The organism is Paenibacillus lacisediminis (assembly GCF_046567315.2).
Genome location: NZ_JBKIAX020000008.1, coordinates 182546 through 200235, shown reverse-complemented (window position 1 = coordinate 200235; position 17690 = coordinate 182546). Strand labels below are relative to the sequence as shown.

Genomic DNA, 17690 nt, shown 5'->3' with positions numbered 1-17690 from the left:
TTTTGTACAAAAAAAACTCCACACCCAGGCCTCAGGGAAGTTACTGCATCCCTAAGAGGTTGTAGAGGGATAAATTCAATTGAAACTATCTACCATTTGGGAATAGGTTTTTAGGTTATGCGGTTATCTTTATTTCAACTTTTCGCGCTAGTTTTAATGCCCCTTGATCGATATATTTCATATAATAATGCGACAAAATAAATAAGGGCACCATGGAAACCATAAATGTAATTGCATAGGCAAGATTATAACTAAAATGATGCATCACTTTACTAAACAGGAACGCGGAGAACGTATTTAGGAAAGTGAAATGAATGAGGTAAAGGGAAAATGAAATCTGTCCTAAATAAGCAAACGGTTTCCATCCAAACACATGCTGCAGCACTTTTAAACGAAGCAGAGCAAACAAAATCATAGCAGAACCTAGGGTTCGGGCAAGAAGTCGCGGATCGATGTTAAATTGAATCCATACATTGATATTTTTTGTCCACACTTCTATGGGTTCGTACATAGTCCCCATTAATGGAGTATAAGGCGCCGAACCTAAGTAAATCCCCATGAAAAGCACAAGTACTGCCGTTATTTTACTTTGGACCCATTTGTGCTTGAGCAAATCGGCCAGCAGCATTCCCCATAAAAAAGCGGCAAAATAGGTCTGTATAAAAGCAATGGATAAGACCACATACACCATCCATCTATTTTTCACTCGGCCAAATAAAGCAAGAAAACCGAAAATTAAAAAAGAACCTAATAGTTCATAGCCCATTGTCCAAAGGACTGGATTGTAATGATGTGCATCAAACCGGAAAAATGGATCAAAAATAGCCGCCTTGATAACGGTATATACATTTGTATCTAAAGCGTAGTAGTCCTTTTTCATATCCGTCCATGTTGTTCCCCATATTTCTTGGAGATAAAAGGCCTTTGTAATAATTGCTAGATACACAAGCAATACGGATACCGCTGCCGGCACGGCAAGCCGAATGTACCTTCGTATAGCGCTGGAATGCAACCATTTTTGAAAGGTCTCACTATCGAGCTCTTTTTCAAACATTTTGACACTGAGCACATAACCGCTTAGCACAAAAAACAAACAAACGGCAAATTGTCCATTATAAAATAAATTAATCGGAGAATGTCCATACCAGATATCCCATTTAAAATGAGCTTGTTGCGGCCTTCCATTTAACGCAGCTGGATAAAATACCTGTACGTAGTGCGAAATAACCACGGCAAATGCCGCGAGTCCCCTGATGCCTTCCAAATAGAATAGCTTCTGCTTTTTCTCGGATGTCTCTTCTTTCATTTTTTATTTTTTCCCCTTCTTTCATGAGTAGAATTACTATAACATATTTTTAGCAACCAGTTTATTTTTCTGAAAACGTGAAATATAGGTGCATCCGCGTCGACTTTGACAAACGAGATGAACGGTAGTGTAAAGTTGGACTTTTGTTACCTGGGGGGTCAAACGCCAAAAAGCCGCCCGGAAAATCACCGGGCGGTCATCCTGCCGGAATAGCGGTCAATTGCGATCTACTTAATTTCTACCGCCGGTAAACAAGCTCTCGCCGTTGCTGGCAATGACCTCTTTATACCAGTCAAAGCTGTCTTTCCTCATCCGCTTCAGTGTACCGTTCCCCTCGTTGTCTTTGTCCACATAGATAAACCCGTAGCGTTTGCGCATTTCGCCGGTACCGGCACTGACGATATCGATCGGCCCCCAGTAAGCGTAGCCCAATACTTCGCAGCCGTCTTTCAGCGCTTCGCTGATTTCAATCAGATGCCGGCGCACATAATCGATCCGGTAGGCATCGTGGATTTTGCCGTCTTCGGCAATGACATCCACATCGCCGAAACCGTTCTCGACGATAAACAGCGGCTTTTCGTAACGGTCATATAGTTCATTGCATACGTAGCGCAACCCCTTAGGGTCGATCGCCCAACCATATGAGGATTTTTCCAGATACGGGTTGTCGATGCCGCGGACTCCGCCGGTCGTTCCTTGAATCGGCATGCCGGCTTTGTGAGTGGAGCTCATATAATAGCTGAATGCCAAGAAGGCGCAGGTATGATCCCGAATCAACTCCTCATCCCCGGGCTCCATGTTCAGATGAACGTCAAATTCCTCGAAAACGCGGTTCATGTAAGCCGGATAGTGGCCCCGCAGCATTACATCGGAATAGAACAGCGACCGTCTGCGGAATTCGTAAGCTTCAAACACATCGTCCGGATGGCATGTATTCGGGTAAAAGGCGCTCAACGACAGCATGCAGCCCACCTGATTGTCCGGCATAATCTCTTTGCCCAGCTTTACCGCCTGCGCGTTAGCCACAATCATATTGTGACTGGCCTGGTAAATACGCCGCACTTTATCCGGCCCTTCATCAATCCGGCATGCCCCAGCGGCAAACGGAATTTTATGCATATTGTTAATTTCGTTGAAGGTCATCCAGTACTTCACTTTATCCTTGTACCGCTTGAATATCGTCTCACAGAAACGGCTAAAGAAGCCGATCAGCTTTCGGTTCTCCCAGCCGCCATATTCGGTTGCCAGATGAAGTGGTGTCTCGTAATGGGAAATGGTCACCATCGGCTGAATACCGTATTTCAGCAATTCATCGAACAGTTTGTCGTAAAAAGCGAGACCGGCCTCGTTAGGCTCCGACTCGTCGCCTTTGGGGAAGATACGCGACCAATTGATCGACGTGCGAAACAGCGTGAAGCCCATTTCCGCAAACATGGCGACATCTTCCTGGTAACGGTGGTAAAAGTCGATCGCCTCATGGCTGGGATAATATTTGCCGGGCTCCACCTTCTCATCCGCCACACCGGATATAATGCCCCCGCGGCAAACATCCGCGATAGACGGACCTTTGCCGTCCGCGTCCCATGCGCCTTCCGCCTGATTGGCAGCAATGGCGCCGCCCCATAGAAAATCTTCCGGAAAAGCCGATCTTGATCTGCTCATTGTATATTCCTCCTGGTTTCATTATTCTTTTTCTAAATTTCCGGTCAGGTTAGCTTCGGCCGACGATAGTGAGCAGTTGCTCTCCCTCAACCACATCTTCTCCTTTCTCCTTCATCACCAGTACGTCCATATATGAAGCCGTATTGGATACAATGATCGGAGTCGTGGTATCATACCCCGCCGCAAGAATAGCTTCCACATCAAATTCCGCCAATAGATCGCCCGCTTTGACCGTATCGCCTTGTTTGACATGCGAGATAAAATACTGCCCTTTCAGCTTTACGGTATTGATCCCGATATGAATCAGTAGCTCAGCTCCATCCTCCGTCACCACGCTGTACGCGTGCCCCGTTCGGAAGACAAGCGCCACGGTGCCATCTGCCGGCGCAAACAGCTTGCCCTCGGAAGGAAGGATAGCCGCCCCTTTCCCCATCGCCAACGAAGCGAAAGCCTCATCCTCCATTTCGGTTAAGGGGATGATCCGCCCTTTTAACGGGCTGAGGATTTCTTGCTTCTCATAGATTTGCAAATCCGATGCTTGTTGCCGTTCAATAGCTGTAGCTCCCCGGGCGGTTGATCCTGCCGGTTCCGCATCCGTATTCTCTTCCACAGGATCGTCGAAGCCAACAAGATACGTCAAAATCACACTGAGGACAAAAGCCACTCCAAATCCGATCGCATAGCCGATAAAACCCGGGCCGACAAAAGCCGGAAAGGTTAAGACGCTTTTGGGGACGAGCGCCACCGCGGACGCGTGATAACCGCCGGCAATCGCGCCGCCGATCCCGCCGCTGATACAGGCCACGATAAACGGCTTCTTCAATTTCAGCGTAACCCCGTAAATCGCCGGCTCAGTTACACCGAATACCCCGGTGATAAATGCGGATAGCGACAGAGACTTCAGCTTTTTATTTTTCGTTTTCAGGAACACGCCGAGGGATGCTCCGGCCTGGGAGATGACCGCAGGCCCGTACAACGGCGACAGAGAGTCCCGGCCGTATTTGGCGATATTGTTGAGCATGACGGGAATAAGACCCCAGTGAACTCCGAAAATGACGAGCACCTGGAAAAGAGCGCCAAGGGCAAACCCTGCGATGATCGGGTTCAAATTATACAGCCATGAAATCGCCGATGCCAGTCCGGTCCCGGCATAGGTGCCGATGGGGCCGATTACCAGATACGTCAACGGTACCATCACGATCAGACAGATGACAGGCACAAACAAAGTTCGTATGCTTTCATGCAGCTTGTTCTTCAGAAATTTCTCCAAGTAAGACAATACCCACACGGATAAAATGATCGGAATGACTGTTGACGAGTATTGCATCAGAATAACGGGAATCCCCAAAAAATCGATGCTCGTGCCAGCCGTTTTCAGGGCCACGATATCCGGATAGATCAGTGCGCCGGCAATCGTTACGGCGATGAATTGATTCGCCTCAAACTTCCGTGCAGCCGTAATGGCCAGAAAAATCGGCAGGAAATAGAAGAAACTGTCCGCCGCCGCATACAACAGCTTGTACGTCCCGCCGGCCGGATCCAGCCAGTGGAAGTTCGTCGCCAGCGTCAGCAGCCCTTTAAGCAGCCCGGCCCCGGCCAAAACGGTCAGGAGCGGACTGAAGATGCTGGAGATCAGGTCGATCGCCCTGCTGAGCGGCGAACCTTCTTTTTTGGAACCTGTGCTCTCTGAAGATTCGCTTTTGCTCTCAAGATGGGCAATGCCAACAATCAGCTTATAGACATCCGCTACCGCATTCCCCACGATAACCTGGAACTGCCCGCCGCTACGAACGACGCTGATGACTCCGTCCAGCTTCTCGATGCTGCTTTTATCCGCTTTACTGTCGTCCTTTAGGGTAAAGCGCAGGCGGGTGGCACAATGGATCAGCGATTGGATATTATCCCGGCCGCCGACGTAATGAACGATACGTTCGGCCAATTGATCATACTTCATGGCGTTATCTCTCCTTGTCAGATGAAAAATGAAAAAACCTGAACCGGCACTGCATCGATTGCGGTGCTGATTCAGGTCAAGCCTGCCCGAAAGCAGTAACTATCCTGATGCGTACATGTAGTTTTCCTCATTCCCGGCTCACAATCCGTTGAATATGAATCGTGAGGTACAGCTTTTCATCCTGCGACATCGTGTGATCATACTTTTTCTCAATAAACGAGCTTATTTTCTCAACGCATTGAAACGCCTGGGGGTAGGAGGACTTTACGACACTATACAATTCTCCGTCCCGATCGCCCATCGTACTGTGGTTGAAAATACGCTGGGCGAAAAATTTCAGATGGGTGACGAAACGGTAATAGTTCAAAGAATTTTCATCCAGCGTGATCGTAAAATGATATTCTACAATCTTGAGAACTTCCTGAAGAAACTTCGTAAGGTTCACCACATTATGCATTTCTTCATTCAATTCGGCGTTGACGAAATGAAAGGCGATAAAACCAGCTTCGTCATCCGGCAAGCGGACGTGCAATCTTTCCTCGATCATGTCCAGCGCCGTTTTGGCTACAGCATATTCGTCCCTATGAATACGCTTGATCTCCCAAAGCAGCGCATTGCTTACCTCGATCCCCTTGCGGACGCGTTCCACAGCTAAACTAATATGATCCGGCAGCGAGATATAGATGCTTTCATTCAAATTTTTCTTGAGCGTTTTTCTGGCATAGCTGATGATATCATGAGCCAGATCCATCTCTTCCGCCGAAACTTCTTCAAGCAGCTTTTTATATTTTTCATATAAACCGGCATCCTCCAGGTAGAACCTTTTCTCGATCCGGCCTTGGTTTACCGCGTCCCCCTCCTTTTTCTGAAACCCGATGCCCTTGCCCATCAAGATCAGTTCATCGCCCCGTTCATTGACCGCGCTTACAATGTTGTTATTAATTACTTTTTTATTTGCATTCCGATCACCCCCCTCGCCCTTCAGATGTCAGCCGCTTGTCCAGGTCCCGCTCCAGAAGAGGCTATATCCCGTTCGCCATTTGAACCGGAAAAAATACCAAAAAAAGACAAGGCCTCAGCACAAATAAAACACAGGTCTGTGCTGAGGTCTTGCCTGCATTAAATCAGTAACAATCCCCAGTATATACATTTAGTTGTAAAAATTATTCAACAAACACTTATATTTATAATTATCTTAGAAAACGCAACCATGGAAGCGATGTAATCATAATAATTGATACTACCAAAGAAATCAACAGGTAATTTCAGTGTGTAGTATCATAATTCTTTAATCTTTCTTGCTCGGTATCCTTATTCGAGTATCAAGTACCCGTTAGCGTAGAATATCCGGCTCTATTAGGATCACGACATTTCCTTTTTTGTGTCCTTTTTCAACATATTCATGAACTTGAGTAATTTGATCGAATTGAACAAATGAATGACAACTCGTTATTTCTCCCAAAGCTCGACCAGTCGGCCTTCAGGATCTTCAATCCAAACAAACTTTCCGAATTCGCTGCTCTCTTTTTCCTTTGCAAGAGGCACGCCAAGCTGTTCAAGATGCTGAATCGTCTCGTCTAGATTATGTACTTGGAAATTTAACATCACTTGTTGTTCGGTCGGAAAATAACCGTCATTTTCGGTAAAGAAAGAGAAGATCGTCTCATTTCCTACTTGGGGTTTTATCACCGTCCCATTCCAATCTCCGATGTCAATCTTCAACACTTTGCTGTACCACTTCTTTACAACTTCAAGATTCTTGGCTCCCCGTACACATCTTTTGCTGTATACCCGTCGACCGGTTGGTTCGCCGGACTTCGTCCGAAAAGCAAACCCGCACAGCCATCGAACCAGCCGGCGTATTTCATGTGTACGAGTGAGCGGCGAAGATCGGCCGTGTTAAGATCGCAATTTTCCAAATACCAGACGATCGATTCGCCCCGAAGGTGCGTTTCCCGAAACCGGGCAATGTCTCCGTAAGGCGTTCCGATTAAATGACGGATGACATCAATGCAGCCGCCAAGAAGTCGACCCTGCATGCTTACAGGCCCATCCCCTACTGTATGCCACCTCGTTGGTTCAGTGAGGTCAAAGACCTCGGACGATTTGGAGCGGTCCGGCCACTGCTTTTGGTATGCTGGCGAGGACCGCTGGAGAATCGATTCGCCCTCCAACGCGGATAGCACTTTTTCCCACATGGCGGTGGTCTTATCCGTCCGTTCGCCGCGCAAATCTGCCAGAGTATAATAAAGTCAGTTAGGTTGTTTGAACGTTTTAGAGATGCAGCTTCTTCCGAAACGAAATCAACCTACAACAGTTGGGTTTCACTTATGGAGGCTGTTTATTGAAGCTAAAGTTTTCTCCATTTATGTAAATACACAGCTGAAATAAGAAAAGAAGTGGGGATACCCACTTCTTTTCTTATTTCATACAAGGGAGTTGGCCCACTACACTCTTTAGGATTTTGAGGATTTTCTAAGCACAGTACATACGCGAATGATTATATAGGTGAAAACAATAATATATTTTAGGTTCAACCTAATCATCAGTGCTTGACAGTCAAGCCGGCAACAGACCGTGGCCTGGAGCGAGACTCGTTATCCAGAGGCTTTGCACGATTATCCCGTTTGATCGGGTGACTTGGATTCCTGAACCAGAGGGATAATCGTGCAAAGCGGTTTGAAGAGACAACACCCCCTATCTCTGTCATCTTTTATTTAGCCAGAAACGTTTATTTTGACCAAATGAATTATATATATCTCAGCAATTTATGAAGCAACTCAATTACTGCCACCTTCCCGCCTATATCCGGTAAGCCTTCATCGCCTTGCGCAGTTCTTTCAACGTCGGGCGTTTGCCGTACAGCAGCACGCCCGTGCGGTAAATTTTTGCCGAGAGCCAGCCGAACAGGAAAATCGCGGCGGCGAGGATGAGCAGCGAAAGCGCGATCTCCCACACCGGCGTTGTTCCGACGCCGACCCGGACGATCATCGATACGGGTGAAACGAACGGGATATAGGAGCTTATCTTAAGCAGCATAGAATCGGGGCTGCTCAAGCTGAAAATCCCGATGTAAAAAGCGACCAACGACAGCATCGTAATCGGCATCACCGCCTGGCCGAGCTCCTCTGTCCGGCTCACCAGCGAACCAATGGCGGCAAACAGCGTCGCGTACAAAAAGTAGCCAAGAATATAAAAGATTAGACCAAGCACCAGCACCTCAACGCGGATTTGCGACAAATCGAGATTGAAATCGGCCAGCACCGGCTTATTGTACGGCAGCGAAACGTTGATCGCAATGACGGCGGCGAACACGAAAATCTGCAGTAAGCCGATAAAAAACATGCCGATGATTTTGCCGAACATCTGCGCCAGCGGCGACACGCTGGTAATGAGAATCTCCATGATGCGCGAGCTTTTTTCCGCCGTCACCTCGGAGGCGATCATATTCCCGGTCATGGTGATCGTCATGAAGAACAGGATGATCAGCGCGTATACGACGACATAGTTGATCGGGCCGGGTTCCCCCACGCCGTTACCGGCCTGGCCCGCTTCCGCGGCGGACTTTACCGCTTCGATCTGAACCGGCGCGTTGAGCGCGGCGATCTGGGCTTCATTCAGCATGCCCTTCGTAATGTATTGCACCTTCACGTGCTGCAGTGCCGCCTGCAGGGCAGCTTGCAATTCCGCTTTCATCTGGCCCGACTCGGACGTATAAGTCACCGCCGGAAAGCCGCTATCCGCCCCGGGGGCAAACTGCAAATAACCGTCGATTTTGCCTGCCTCGAGCTCTTGATTCAGCGCAGTCGTATCCGCATTTTCGTAGGGGACCAGCGTAAAATTAGCTGCCGTCTGCTTTTCCGCATAGGCCGTTAAGGCATCCGCCAGCTCCGGCTGACCGGCATAGACGACGCCGATCTTCGACGGCTGATCGTTGCCTCCGGTAAATTTATCGATAAAATAAGGCACATGCAGGCCGACCGAAACGAGCAAAGCCAACACGACCGTCGTGATGATAAAGGCTTTCGTCCGCACCTTGTTCATAAACGTAAAGCCGATCACCGTGCGCATTTTATTCATTCGACTCACCTACCTCCCGAATAAAAATTTGGTTGAGCGTCGGCTCCTTGATTTCAAAATGCTCCACCTCGGCGGATTCCAGCGCTTTTTTCAGGATGGCCTGCGCGGCGGACGCATCGCTGATCTGAAGCAAATAACCGTTACCAGTCCGCTCCACCGAATTAACGCCGTCTAGAGTTTCCAGGCCGGTCACTTCCCCCGCCGTTTTCAGCAGCACCTCTTCGCGGGGATAACGTTTTTTGATTTCCTGCAAGTTCCCTTGCAGTACCGTATTGGAGCGGTGCAAAATCGTAATGTTGCGGCACAACTCCTCCACATGCTCCATCCGGTGCGTGGAAAATAAAATGCTGGTGCCCTGATCGCGCAACTCCTTCACCGTCGCCTTGAGCAGCTCGACGTTAACCGGATCCAGCCCGCTGAACGCCTCGTCCATGATGACGATTTTCGGCTTGTGGACGACGGCGGCGATGAAGCCCATTTTTTGCTGGTTCCCTTTGGACAACTCCTCGATTTTTTTGTCGTAATATTCCGGCACTTCGAAGCGGTCGAGCCAATATTTCAGGCTTTTGTCGGCCTCCGCCGCCGACACCCCCCTTAGGCGGGCCAAATAAATGATTTGGTCACTGACCTTCACCTTAGGGTACATGCCCCGTTCTTCCGGCAAATACCCCATCTCGTGCTGAAGTTCCCGGCCGTACGGCTTGTCGTGGTACAAAATGCTGCCGCTGTCCGGATATATCAGCCCCAGCACCATTCGCATCGTCGTCGTTTTGCCGGCCCCGTTTGCGCCAAGCAGACCGTAAATTTCCCCTTCCTCCACCCGAAGCGAAATATGATTAACGGCCGTCTTATCACCGAACTGCTTCACTACGTTTTCCAAAACCAACGGATATGCCATCACTTTTCCCCTTCTTTCGTAAAAAAATCACCCGGAGGATAACCCTGCAGCCATAACTTCAAAATTTCCTCCAGTTCCAGACTCCGACTCTGAATCACCTGCAGTCCATGGTCTTTACACCACCACGTAAAATCGCCATGGTTCTGAACAACCAGTTTGCTGATGGCAGGACCATCCTCCCGGGAAACTACGGTGCCAGGGAAATCATCCAGCCTCAAGTTTTCCCCTTTCAGCCAAATTTCTTTCCAGCTTCCAAGCAGCAGGTCTTTTTCGGCCATGCCCAGCACTTGGCCTTCATGAACGAGGGTGATGTAATCGGCCAGCCGCTTCACTTCTTCGACCATATGCGTGCTGAGCACGATCGACACCGCCTCGCCTCCCTCATCCATAAAATCACGCAGTTCCTCGATCATCGCGCCCCAAGCGAACGGGTCAAGCCCTGACGAAGGCTCGTCAAGCAGCAGCAGCTTCGGTTTGGCCGCCAGTGCAGCGGCGATTTCGAATTTACGCCGTTCGCCCTTGGACATCCGGTTTAAACGTTCACGCCGCGGCACATTAAAACGGTCCATTAACCGCTCAAACCGCTTCGCATCCCAATCCGGGTACCAATGGGAACGGAATTTTGCCGCTTCTTCCGGGGTCATAAAATTCTCGTCCACCGCCGGATTTTCCGGAACATACCCAATTTGCCGGCGAATTTCAAGCGGCAGTTCGCCGGCCGGAGCGTGGCCGTACCATTTGATTTCTCCCTCATCCGGTGCGACGATCTGCAGAGTCATCTGCATGATCGTGCTTTTTCCCGCACCATTGGGTCCAACCAAAGCGACGATATAGCCTGCGGGAATTTGCAGATTCAGCGGGCCGATCGTTTTCCTCCGCCCTCTTTTTACGGCCCCGATCAGCTCTACAGCCAGCTCGAATTCCATCAGCTTTCCTCCCCTTTTTTGTCCCTCGGTTCATATTTCATCCGCACTACTTGCAAGAACAGCCGTTTCAGCTCTTCCTCTCCGAAATTCATCGATTTCCCGGTATCTACCGCCGCAGCGATAGCCTGCTGTACGACTGTTTTTCGGTACTCGCCGCGTTCCTGGGCATCCACCTTCGCCACAAAGGTCCCGGTACCTTGCTTCGTCCGCAGCAGCCCCTCGTTCTCCAGATCCTGATAAACGCGGCGAACGGTAATTACACTGCAGTTCAGACTTCCGGCGAATTCCCGGATCGAAGGCAGCAATGTTCCTTCCTCGATTTGCCCGCTGATGATCAGCGATTTGAGTTGTGTTTCGATTTGATGGTACAACGGCGCTCCGCTCTCCTCATTCAGCTGAATGGGAATCCACATCGATCTCGTCACCTCCGCCTTCCAGCGCTTTCCCCAAGGCTCCCATCACGCCAGATCCCGCACGGCCAGCTTGCGCTTCGTGATGGCGGCAAACAGGCTTACTCCCAGTGTTCCGCAGACCAAGGAGCCCCACATCAGCGGGGACAAGAGTGCATACCGTCCGGAAAAGCCCACCGTCAGCTCTATCAGATTCCCCCCGAAGCCGTTGACGACAAAAGCGAGCAAAGCGACCAGCACCATCGCCGCCAGCGACATCCAAAGATAAGTGCTGCCTTTCTTTAAAAATTCAAAGTAAATATACGCGCCATTAAGCAGCAAACCGTAGCCGCACCAAGTTAAGGCAAAAGCAATGTATCCCGCCAGACTCAGCTCGCTTCGCAGGGTTGCCGAAAGCAGATAAAGCGCCGGAAAATAAAGCACGCCATTAAAAAAGATCGCCGTAACCAACTGGATAATCCGGCCGAGCATCACCGCGTCCGCCGGGATGGGGAGCGTGCGGTAAAACCGCAGCATCTGCGTATATGAATCTTCTTTAAGGTAGTTAAAAGAGCGCCGCGAAAAATAAAAACCGGTAAACGGAATCAACAGCAGCAGCATAAAATCCGCCAGCGGCTTAAGCAAAGAAGCCTCCCGTTCGCCGGGTTCAAACATAAAGCTCATCATCAGCGCCATATACAGCATAAATAAGACGTTCATGATCAGATACAACCGGTCCCCGCGCAGATCCCTTTTGAAGATGACCCAAGCGTCTTTCCACCTGTTCAATACACTCAACCTTTCTTTTTCGAGCAGTAAGGTTTGTACACTCCATGATGCGCCAATTGCGGTTCAAATGAAGCTTTAAACTTTACACCTAATGACGCGTCAAACCGAACTGTATCTACTGTGTATATCTTTATATACAGTATAATGACTTGGAACAGTTTCGTCAAACCTTCTGGGCAGTCCCTCCTGCATGCAAAAAAATAAACGCCCCGAGTTTAAAACTCAGGACGTTTCTGTGTGCGGACAAGTGTTTCGGTTGGTGCTTGGTTGGTGCTTGGTTAGTGCTTGGTTAGTGCTTGGTTAGTGCTTGGTTAGTGCCTGGTTAGCTCGTTCCCCGCATCCTCAAATGCCGAGGATCACTTCCCATACCGGCTTGGTATGTCCGCCCGGGTACATTAAGTACAGCAGCACATAGACGGCCACCCCGGTAATCGCCGTAAAAAACCAGATGACCGAAGTCGTTCTGCCCCATTTGCGGTGTTTCGCATACTTTTCCCGAAATCCAAGCACCAGCGTCGTGATGCCGAAAACAGCCGCCACCGTCGCCAAAACGATGTGGAAAATGAGGAAGGTCTGATAATATCCTTTCAGGCTATCCGGACCGCCCCAGGACGTATTCCCGATAAACACCGTACGGGACATATAAATAATAAAAAACAGCAGCGCCGCGATCGCGGCGGCGATCATCGTCTTCTTGTGGGCTTCCCGTTTACCCTTGATGATCAATCGCCACCCGATGGCAACCAGCACCGCACTAATGACGATAAACGACGTGCTGATCGTCGGGAACAACGTGTACAGATCCAATTTCGAACCTCCTAAAAGTTTTGTGAGCGTTACTTCATCGAATTTGCTTCGAACAAAACTTGCTTCGTAAGCATCCGCTTAGTTTTGTGAGCGTTACTTCTTGGAAATTACTTCGAACAAAACTCGCTTCGTAAGCATTGGCGCCGGGCTCTCACTGGAAAAAATCCAATAGATTGACGGAAATCTAATGCAATTTAAGGCTCTTATTGGAATATTTCCAATAGATTTCGCTTAAATCGCCCGTTTAGCACCCTGCCGACCAGATCTATTGGAAATATCCAATCTAGCCGCTGTATTTTCCAGATAATTTCCATTTCTATTGGAAATATCCAATCACCCCGCTTATTTCGGTTCAAAATCGAAATCGGTGCTTGACCGGACGGAAACAGGTACTAGTGCGTAAAAGGGTACATAAAAGTGCACGAAAAATCTAACGGTTGTGAGCGACGCTAATTGGGTAAAAACGAGGGTTTACCAGATGTAACGGTTGCCAGCGAGCTTATTTCCCGTTTTTCTGCAGGAAAAGGGGCTGTTTCGCCCAAATAAGCGCGAATACAACCGTTAGAAATGAAATCTTCGTTTTTTCGGCTGAATAAGCGCTATGACAACCGTTAGCATAAAAATGTGCCGAATAGTTGTGCCTGATAGATGTACCGGATAGATCGATCATTCGCTGCGCCCCCACTGGTCAAGCGCAATTACTGGACAATCTTCAAGCACCGTCGTGCAGCACGGGAACGCGCAGCGAGAGTCAAGCTAGGGCCGTTTTCGCTGTGTCAGAAGCTCCGTACGCCTCAATATCCGAGGGTAACAAACAGCAGCTCGTCGGCTCCGTCATCCAGCATTAACCCACGTAAGGCGTCTATTCCACTACTTTCCCCGGCGGCAGAATCGCTGTATCCGAACGGAGCCCGGAAAGCTCACGCGCCTCAGAGCCCTCACGAGCCTCAGAAGACTTAGGAACTTCAGAGCGCTCACGAACCTTAGAAGGCTCACGAACCTAAGAAGGCTTAGGAACCCCGAAATCGTCGGAAGGCCCAGGAGCCTCAGCAAGTTCACCCACCCCAGAACGCTCAGGAGCCTCAGCAAGCTGGGCCGTCAGCTCCTCGTCGTCGCCTCCGCGATTTTCCTGCTTGTACCACTGGTAAAAGACATACGCCAGCATCGAGGCGAAGATAAACTCCTGGATGAACTTCATCAAAATGCCGCCTACCTGCTGATCGATGCCGGGTTCCAGGAACCCGAAAAATTGCGGGCCGCCAAATTGGCTTAACAGCATATCGGGATTCCCCGAAACGCAATATCCCATCGCTCTCGCCCATACGTTTGGATCGCTGTAGGTCGCGTATAACGGCGCTTTCGCAAAGATGATCAAGCCGCAGGCCGGGGTCAGCAGCACCATGTTCAGAAAAATAAACCCCATTTTCTTCAGCCCCTGCACGCCCGGCCGTTCAGGCAGCGGGTTCACCAGCGTCCACCACATCAGCCCCGAGGCGATAAACAGGACGATATAATAAAGCCGGTGTACGCCGAAATGCAGCATCACGTAATCGTGAACCGCCGGGATATGATAAAACGAAAACAGCCCGTTAAACACCACGGCCGCCACCACCGGCTTCACCCAAAACCGCAGATGGCGCAGCGGGCTGCCGGCAAGAAACGAAACGGCTTTCCGCCAAACCCAGGGCGGGATGCCCAACATCAGCAGCGGCGGAGCAACCAGATAAGACAATGCCATGCTGAGCATATGGAAGCTGAACATCATGTGCCCGAGCAGTTCGATCGGACCTCCTTGAGCCAGGTATAACAACACCATACCAGCCACAAACAGCAGCTTTCTCCACGCCGGAACACGTTCCTCCGCGGCCCATTTCCCGCCGGCCGGACCGATCAGCACGAAGTATCCCGCCGTAACCAGCAGCATAAATGCCAGAAATACCGGACTCCAGACATCCTCAAATTTAAAATATTCTAATCCAAGCACCGTAAAACCTCCCTCCGCCGCCGGATTTTCTGTCTAAATTGTGAAAAAAGAGGAGGGCCATTGATCTCCGGATCAGACCCGCCTCTTTTTTCATCTTACCACCACATCCAGTATAGAGCGGCAATGACCGCGGTAAAAGCGACAAAGAATCCCCCGAACATAAACAGGATCGGAATCATGTGGCCTTTATCTTTCATGTGCATCCAATATCCCAATTGTACAAGCACTTGCAGCACCGCCATTACCAGCAGCAGAATGACGGTAAACGCCGCATTCACTCCGCCGGCAGCGACCGCGGCGAAAGCGATTAAGGTCAAAACGATGGAGAACGCGAAAGCGATGATGTGCTTCTGCGGACCCTCATGGCGCTGATGGCGTTTGACCGCTGGCGTGCCGTTTGTTTCCTGGTTCACCATCTGTTATACCACCTTTCCGAGCAGGTACACGACCGTGAAAATGAACACCCAAACGACGTCGATAAAGTGCCAGTAGATAGCCGATACATACACTTTCGGCGCCGTTACGACGGTGAGGCCTTTATTGAACAGTTGCCCGATCAATAGCGAGATCCAAAGAATTCCAAACAAGACGTGAGCCCCGTGGAACCCGACCAGCGTATAAAAGGCCGAACTGAACGCACTCGTCGTCATGCCGTATTCATCATGATGCACGTATTCGTAAAACTCGTAAATTTCCAGGACGAGGAACGCCAATCCGAGCAAAACCGTGACGGCCAGCCAGGTCGCCAGCTTCTTTTGATCGCCGCGGTGCATCGCCTGGATGGCGAATACGCTCGTCAAGCTGCTCACCAGCAGGATAAACGTCGCAGCCGCCGTCATCGGCAGGCTGAACAGCTCGGCCGCCGACGGACCGTCGGCGACTTGGTTCCGCAAAGTCAGGAAGGTGGCGAACAGCGTACCGAACAGCACGGACTCGCCGCCGAGAAACAACCAGAAGGCCAGGATCTTATTGCGTCCTTCCAGCGTTGCTTTCTCCGGCTCATGAGGCAAAGTGTCCGTAGCCTGATGCGCATGTGGTGTCGTCATGCCGTGACCTCCTTCTCACTCGGTTCTTCCGGTTCGATATGCCAGCCATGGTCGTCATACAGCGAACGAACCAGCATGCACCCAAACGTAATCGCCAAACCGATGATGACTACGATGTACTTATTAAAGAGCAGATTCAGGAAACTGTTGCCGAAATCGTCATTGGTGAACATAAAACCTAAGCCGGCGATAAACAGGCCCACCGACATGACGAACGGAAGGATCGTCGGCGAAGGCATGTGAATCGGCCCTACTGGTTCGGCCGGCGTCATTTCCTTGTTGCCAGCCATCTTCTCTTTCCAGAAAGCGTCAAGCCCGCGCACCAGCGGAATTTGCTTGAAGTTGTATTCCGGCGGCGGTGAAGGAATGGCCCATTCCAGGGTACGGCCGTCTTCCCAAGGATCGTTTGCCGCGCCTTTCGGTTGTTTTGCCGTAATTCCGACATTGACCAGGAACACGATGACGCCCACGCCCATCAAAAATGCGCCGACCGTACTGATCAGGTTCATCAGGTCAAAGCCCTGGTTCGGCAAATACGTAAATACGCGGCGCTGCATGCCCATCAGGCCAAGGAAATGCTGGACAAAGAAGGTCAGATGGAAACCGATAATAAACGTCCAAAACTCGATTTTGCCCAATCTTTCGCTTAACATGCGTCCGAACATCTTCGGCCACCAATAGTGCAAACCGGCAAACAAACCGAGCACCAGGCCGCCGACGATCACGTAGTGGAAATGCGCCACGACGAAATACGTGTCATGGTATTGATAGTCCGCAGGCGCGGAAGCCAGCATCACACCGGTGACCCCGCCCATGACGAACGTCGGGATAAAGCCGGAGGCGAACAGGTTCGCCGTCGTAAAGCGGATTTGCCCGCCCCACATCGTAAACAGCCAGTTGAAGATTTTGATCCCTGTCGGAACGGCAATCAGCATCGTCGAAATGGAGAACAGGGCGTTGGCGACCGGTCCCATCCCCGTCGTGAACATATGGTGAGCCCAGACCATGAAGCCAAGGAAGGCGATCAAAATCGTCGCAAACACCATCGAGCTGTAACCGAACAGCCGCTTGCGCGCGAAAGTCGGAATGACTTCGGAAATCACCCCGAAAGCCGGCAGAATCAAAATGTACACTTCCGGATGACCGAAAATCCAGAAAATATGCTGCCAGAGCACCGGGTTCCCGCCGCTTTCCACATTGAAGAAATTGGCGCTCAAAATCCGGTCAAAGGTCAGCAGCACCAGGCCGACCGTAATCGCCGGGAACGCGAACAAAATGATGGCCGAGGTGATAAACGTCGTCCACGAGAACATCGGCATCCGCATAAAAGACATGCCCGGGGCGCGCATCGTAATGATCGTCGCCAGGAAGTTCAGGCCCCCGATCAATGTCCCCAGACCGGCGATCTGCAGGCCGATCGTGTAGAAGTCCACGCCATGCGTCAGACTGTACGTGTTTGACGACAGCGGCGTATAGGACGTCCAACCGGCATCCGGAGCGCCGCCCATCAGCCAGCTGAGGTTCAACAGCAGGCCGCCGAACAAAAACGTCCAAAATCCGAGCGCGTTCAAAAATGGAAACGCCACGTCGCGAGCCCCGATCTGCAGCGGGATAACCGCGTTCATCAAGGCGAAAATGACCGGCATGACGCCGAGGAAAATCATCGTTGTGCCATGCATCGTAATCAATTCGTTAAACTGCTGGGCCGATACGAAATCGTTCATCGGCTTTGCAAGCTGCACGCGGATCAGCAACGCCTCGATCCCGCCGATCCCGAAGAAAAATCCGCCCGCCACCAAATACAGGATGGCGATTTTTTTGTGATCGACCGTCGTTAACCAGTCCATCA

The 17690-nt window shown here is 50.4% G+C and carries 14 protein-coding genes and 2 pseudogenes; all 16 read right to left on the bottom strand.

Going from position 1 to position 17690, the window contains the following annotated elements; all coding sequences use genetic code 11:
- Window positions 1-115 precede the first annotated feature (115 nt).
- The 16 genes and pseudogenes from ACLD72_RS17415 to ctaD all read right to left on the bottom strand — a co-directional run bounded on the left by ACLD72_RS17415 (window position 116) and on the right by ctaD (window position 17688).
- Entirely contained in the window at window positions 116-1306 is a 1191-nt protein-coding gene (locus ACLD72_RS17415) for an acyltransferase family protein (protein ID WP_410998685.1), read from the bottom strand.
- Between the two features lie 231 nt (window positions 1307-1537).
- Window positions 1538-2968: a glycoside hydrolase family 1 protein gene (locus tag ACLD72_RS17410; RefSeq protein WP_410998687.1), complete on the bottom strand. Its 1431-nt coding sequence runs from the start codon at window positions 2966-2968 to the stop codon at window positions 1538-1540.
- A 49-nt stretch (window positions 2969-3017) separates the two neighbouring features.
- Entirely contained in the window at window positions 3018-4922 is a 1905-nt protein-coding gene (locus tag ACLD72_RS17405) for a beta-glucoside-specific PTS transporter subunit IIABC (protein ID WP_410998689.1), read from the bottom strand.
- 127 nt (window positions 4923-5049) lie between these two features.
- The gene (licT, locus tag ACLD72_RS17400) at window positions 5050-5907 is read right to left on the bottom strand and encodes a BglG family transcription antiterminator LicT (RefSeq protein WP_410998833.1); all 858 of its coding nucleotides are present in this window, start codon (window positions 5905-5907) and stop codon (window positions 5050-5052) included.
- Between the two features lie 464 nt (window positions 5908-6371).
- Window positions 6372-6683: pseudogene (locus tag ACLD72_RS17395) on the bottom strand (VOC family protein); the annotation flags it as partial.
- A gap of 2 nt (window positions 6684-6685) precedes the next feature.
- A pseudogene (locus ACLD72_RS17390) lies at window positions 6686-7162 on the bottom strand (LD-carboxypeptidase); the annotation flags it as partial.
- A 562-nt stretch (window positions 7163-7724) separates the two neighbouring features.
- Window positions 7725-9002, bottom strand: a complete 1278-nt coding sequence (locus ACLD72_RS17385; protein WP_410998691.1) for an ABC transporter permease — start codon at window positions 9000-9002, stop codon at window positions 7725-7727.
- Complete coding sequence (locus tag ACLD72_RS17380; RefSeq protein ID WP_410998693.1) at window positions 8995-9900, bottom strand: ABC transporter ATP-binding protein; 906 nt, start codon at window positions 9898-9900, stop codon at window positions 8995-8997. The genes ACLD72_RS17385 and ACLD72_RS17380 overlap by 8 nt, the downstream gene beginning before the upstream one ends.
- Window positions 9900-10826, bottom strand: a complete 927-nt coding sequence (locus ACLD72_RS17375) for an ATP-binding cassette domain-containing protein (protein ID WP_410998694.1) — start codon at window positions 10824-10826, stop codon at window positions 9900-9902. The genes ACLD72_RS17380 and ACLD72_RS17375 overlap by 1 nt, the downstream gene beginning before the upstream one ends.
- Complete coding sequence (locus ACLD72_RS17370; protein WP_410998696.1) at window positions 10826-11239, bottom strand: GntR family transcriptional regulator; 414 nt, start codon at window positions 11237-11239, stop codon at window positions 10826-10828. The genes ACLD72_RS17375 and ACLD72_RS17370 overlap by 1 nt, the downstream gene beginning before the upstream one ends.
- Window positions 11240-11284: 45 nt before the next feature.
- A complete protein-coding gene (locus tag ACLD72_RS17365) occupies window positions 11285-12004 on the bottom strand; it encodes a hypothetical protein (protein WP_410998697.1) in 720 nt (239 codons plus the stop codon).
- A gap of 342 nt (window positions 12005-12346) precedes the next feature.
- Window positions 12347-12811: a DUF420 domain-containing protein gene (locus ACLD72_RS17360; RefSeq protein WP_410998699.1), complete on the bottom strand. Its 465-nt coding sequence runs from the start codon at window positions 12809-12811 to the stop codon at window positions 12347-12349.
- 1000 nt (window positions 12812-13811) lie between these two features.
- Complete coding sequence (gene ctaG / locus ACLD72_RS17355) at window positions 13812-14795, bottom strand: cytochrome c oxidase assembly factor CtaG (protein ID WP_410998701.1); 984 nt, start codon at window positions 14793-14795, stop codon at window positions 13812-13814.
- Window positions 14796-14890: 95 nt separating this feature from the next.
- Complete coding sequence (locus tag ACLD72_RS17350; RefSeq protein ID WP_410998703.1) at window positions 14891-15211, bottom strand: cytochrome C oxidase subunit IV family protein; 321 nt, start codon at window positions 15209-15211, stop codon at window positions 14891-14893.
- Window positions 15212-15214: 3 nt separating this feature from the next.
- Entirely contained in the window at window positions 15215-15841 is a 627-nt protein-coding gene (locus tag ACLD72_RS17345; RefSeq protein WP_410998705.1) for a cytochrome (ubi)quinol oxidase subunit III, read from the bottom strand.
- Window positions 15838-17688 (bottom strand): cytochrome c oxidase subunit I, encoded by a 1851-nt coding sequence (gene ctaD, locus ACLD72_RS17340; protein ID WP_410998835.1) that lies wholly within the window; start codon window positions 17686-17688, stop codon window positions 15838-15840. Before ctaD ends, ACLD72_RS17345 begins: the two co-directional genes overlap by 4 nt.
- Between the last annotated feature and the right edge of the window lie 2 nt (window positions 17689-17690).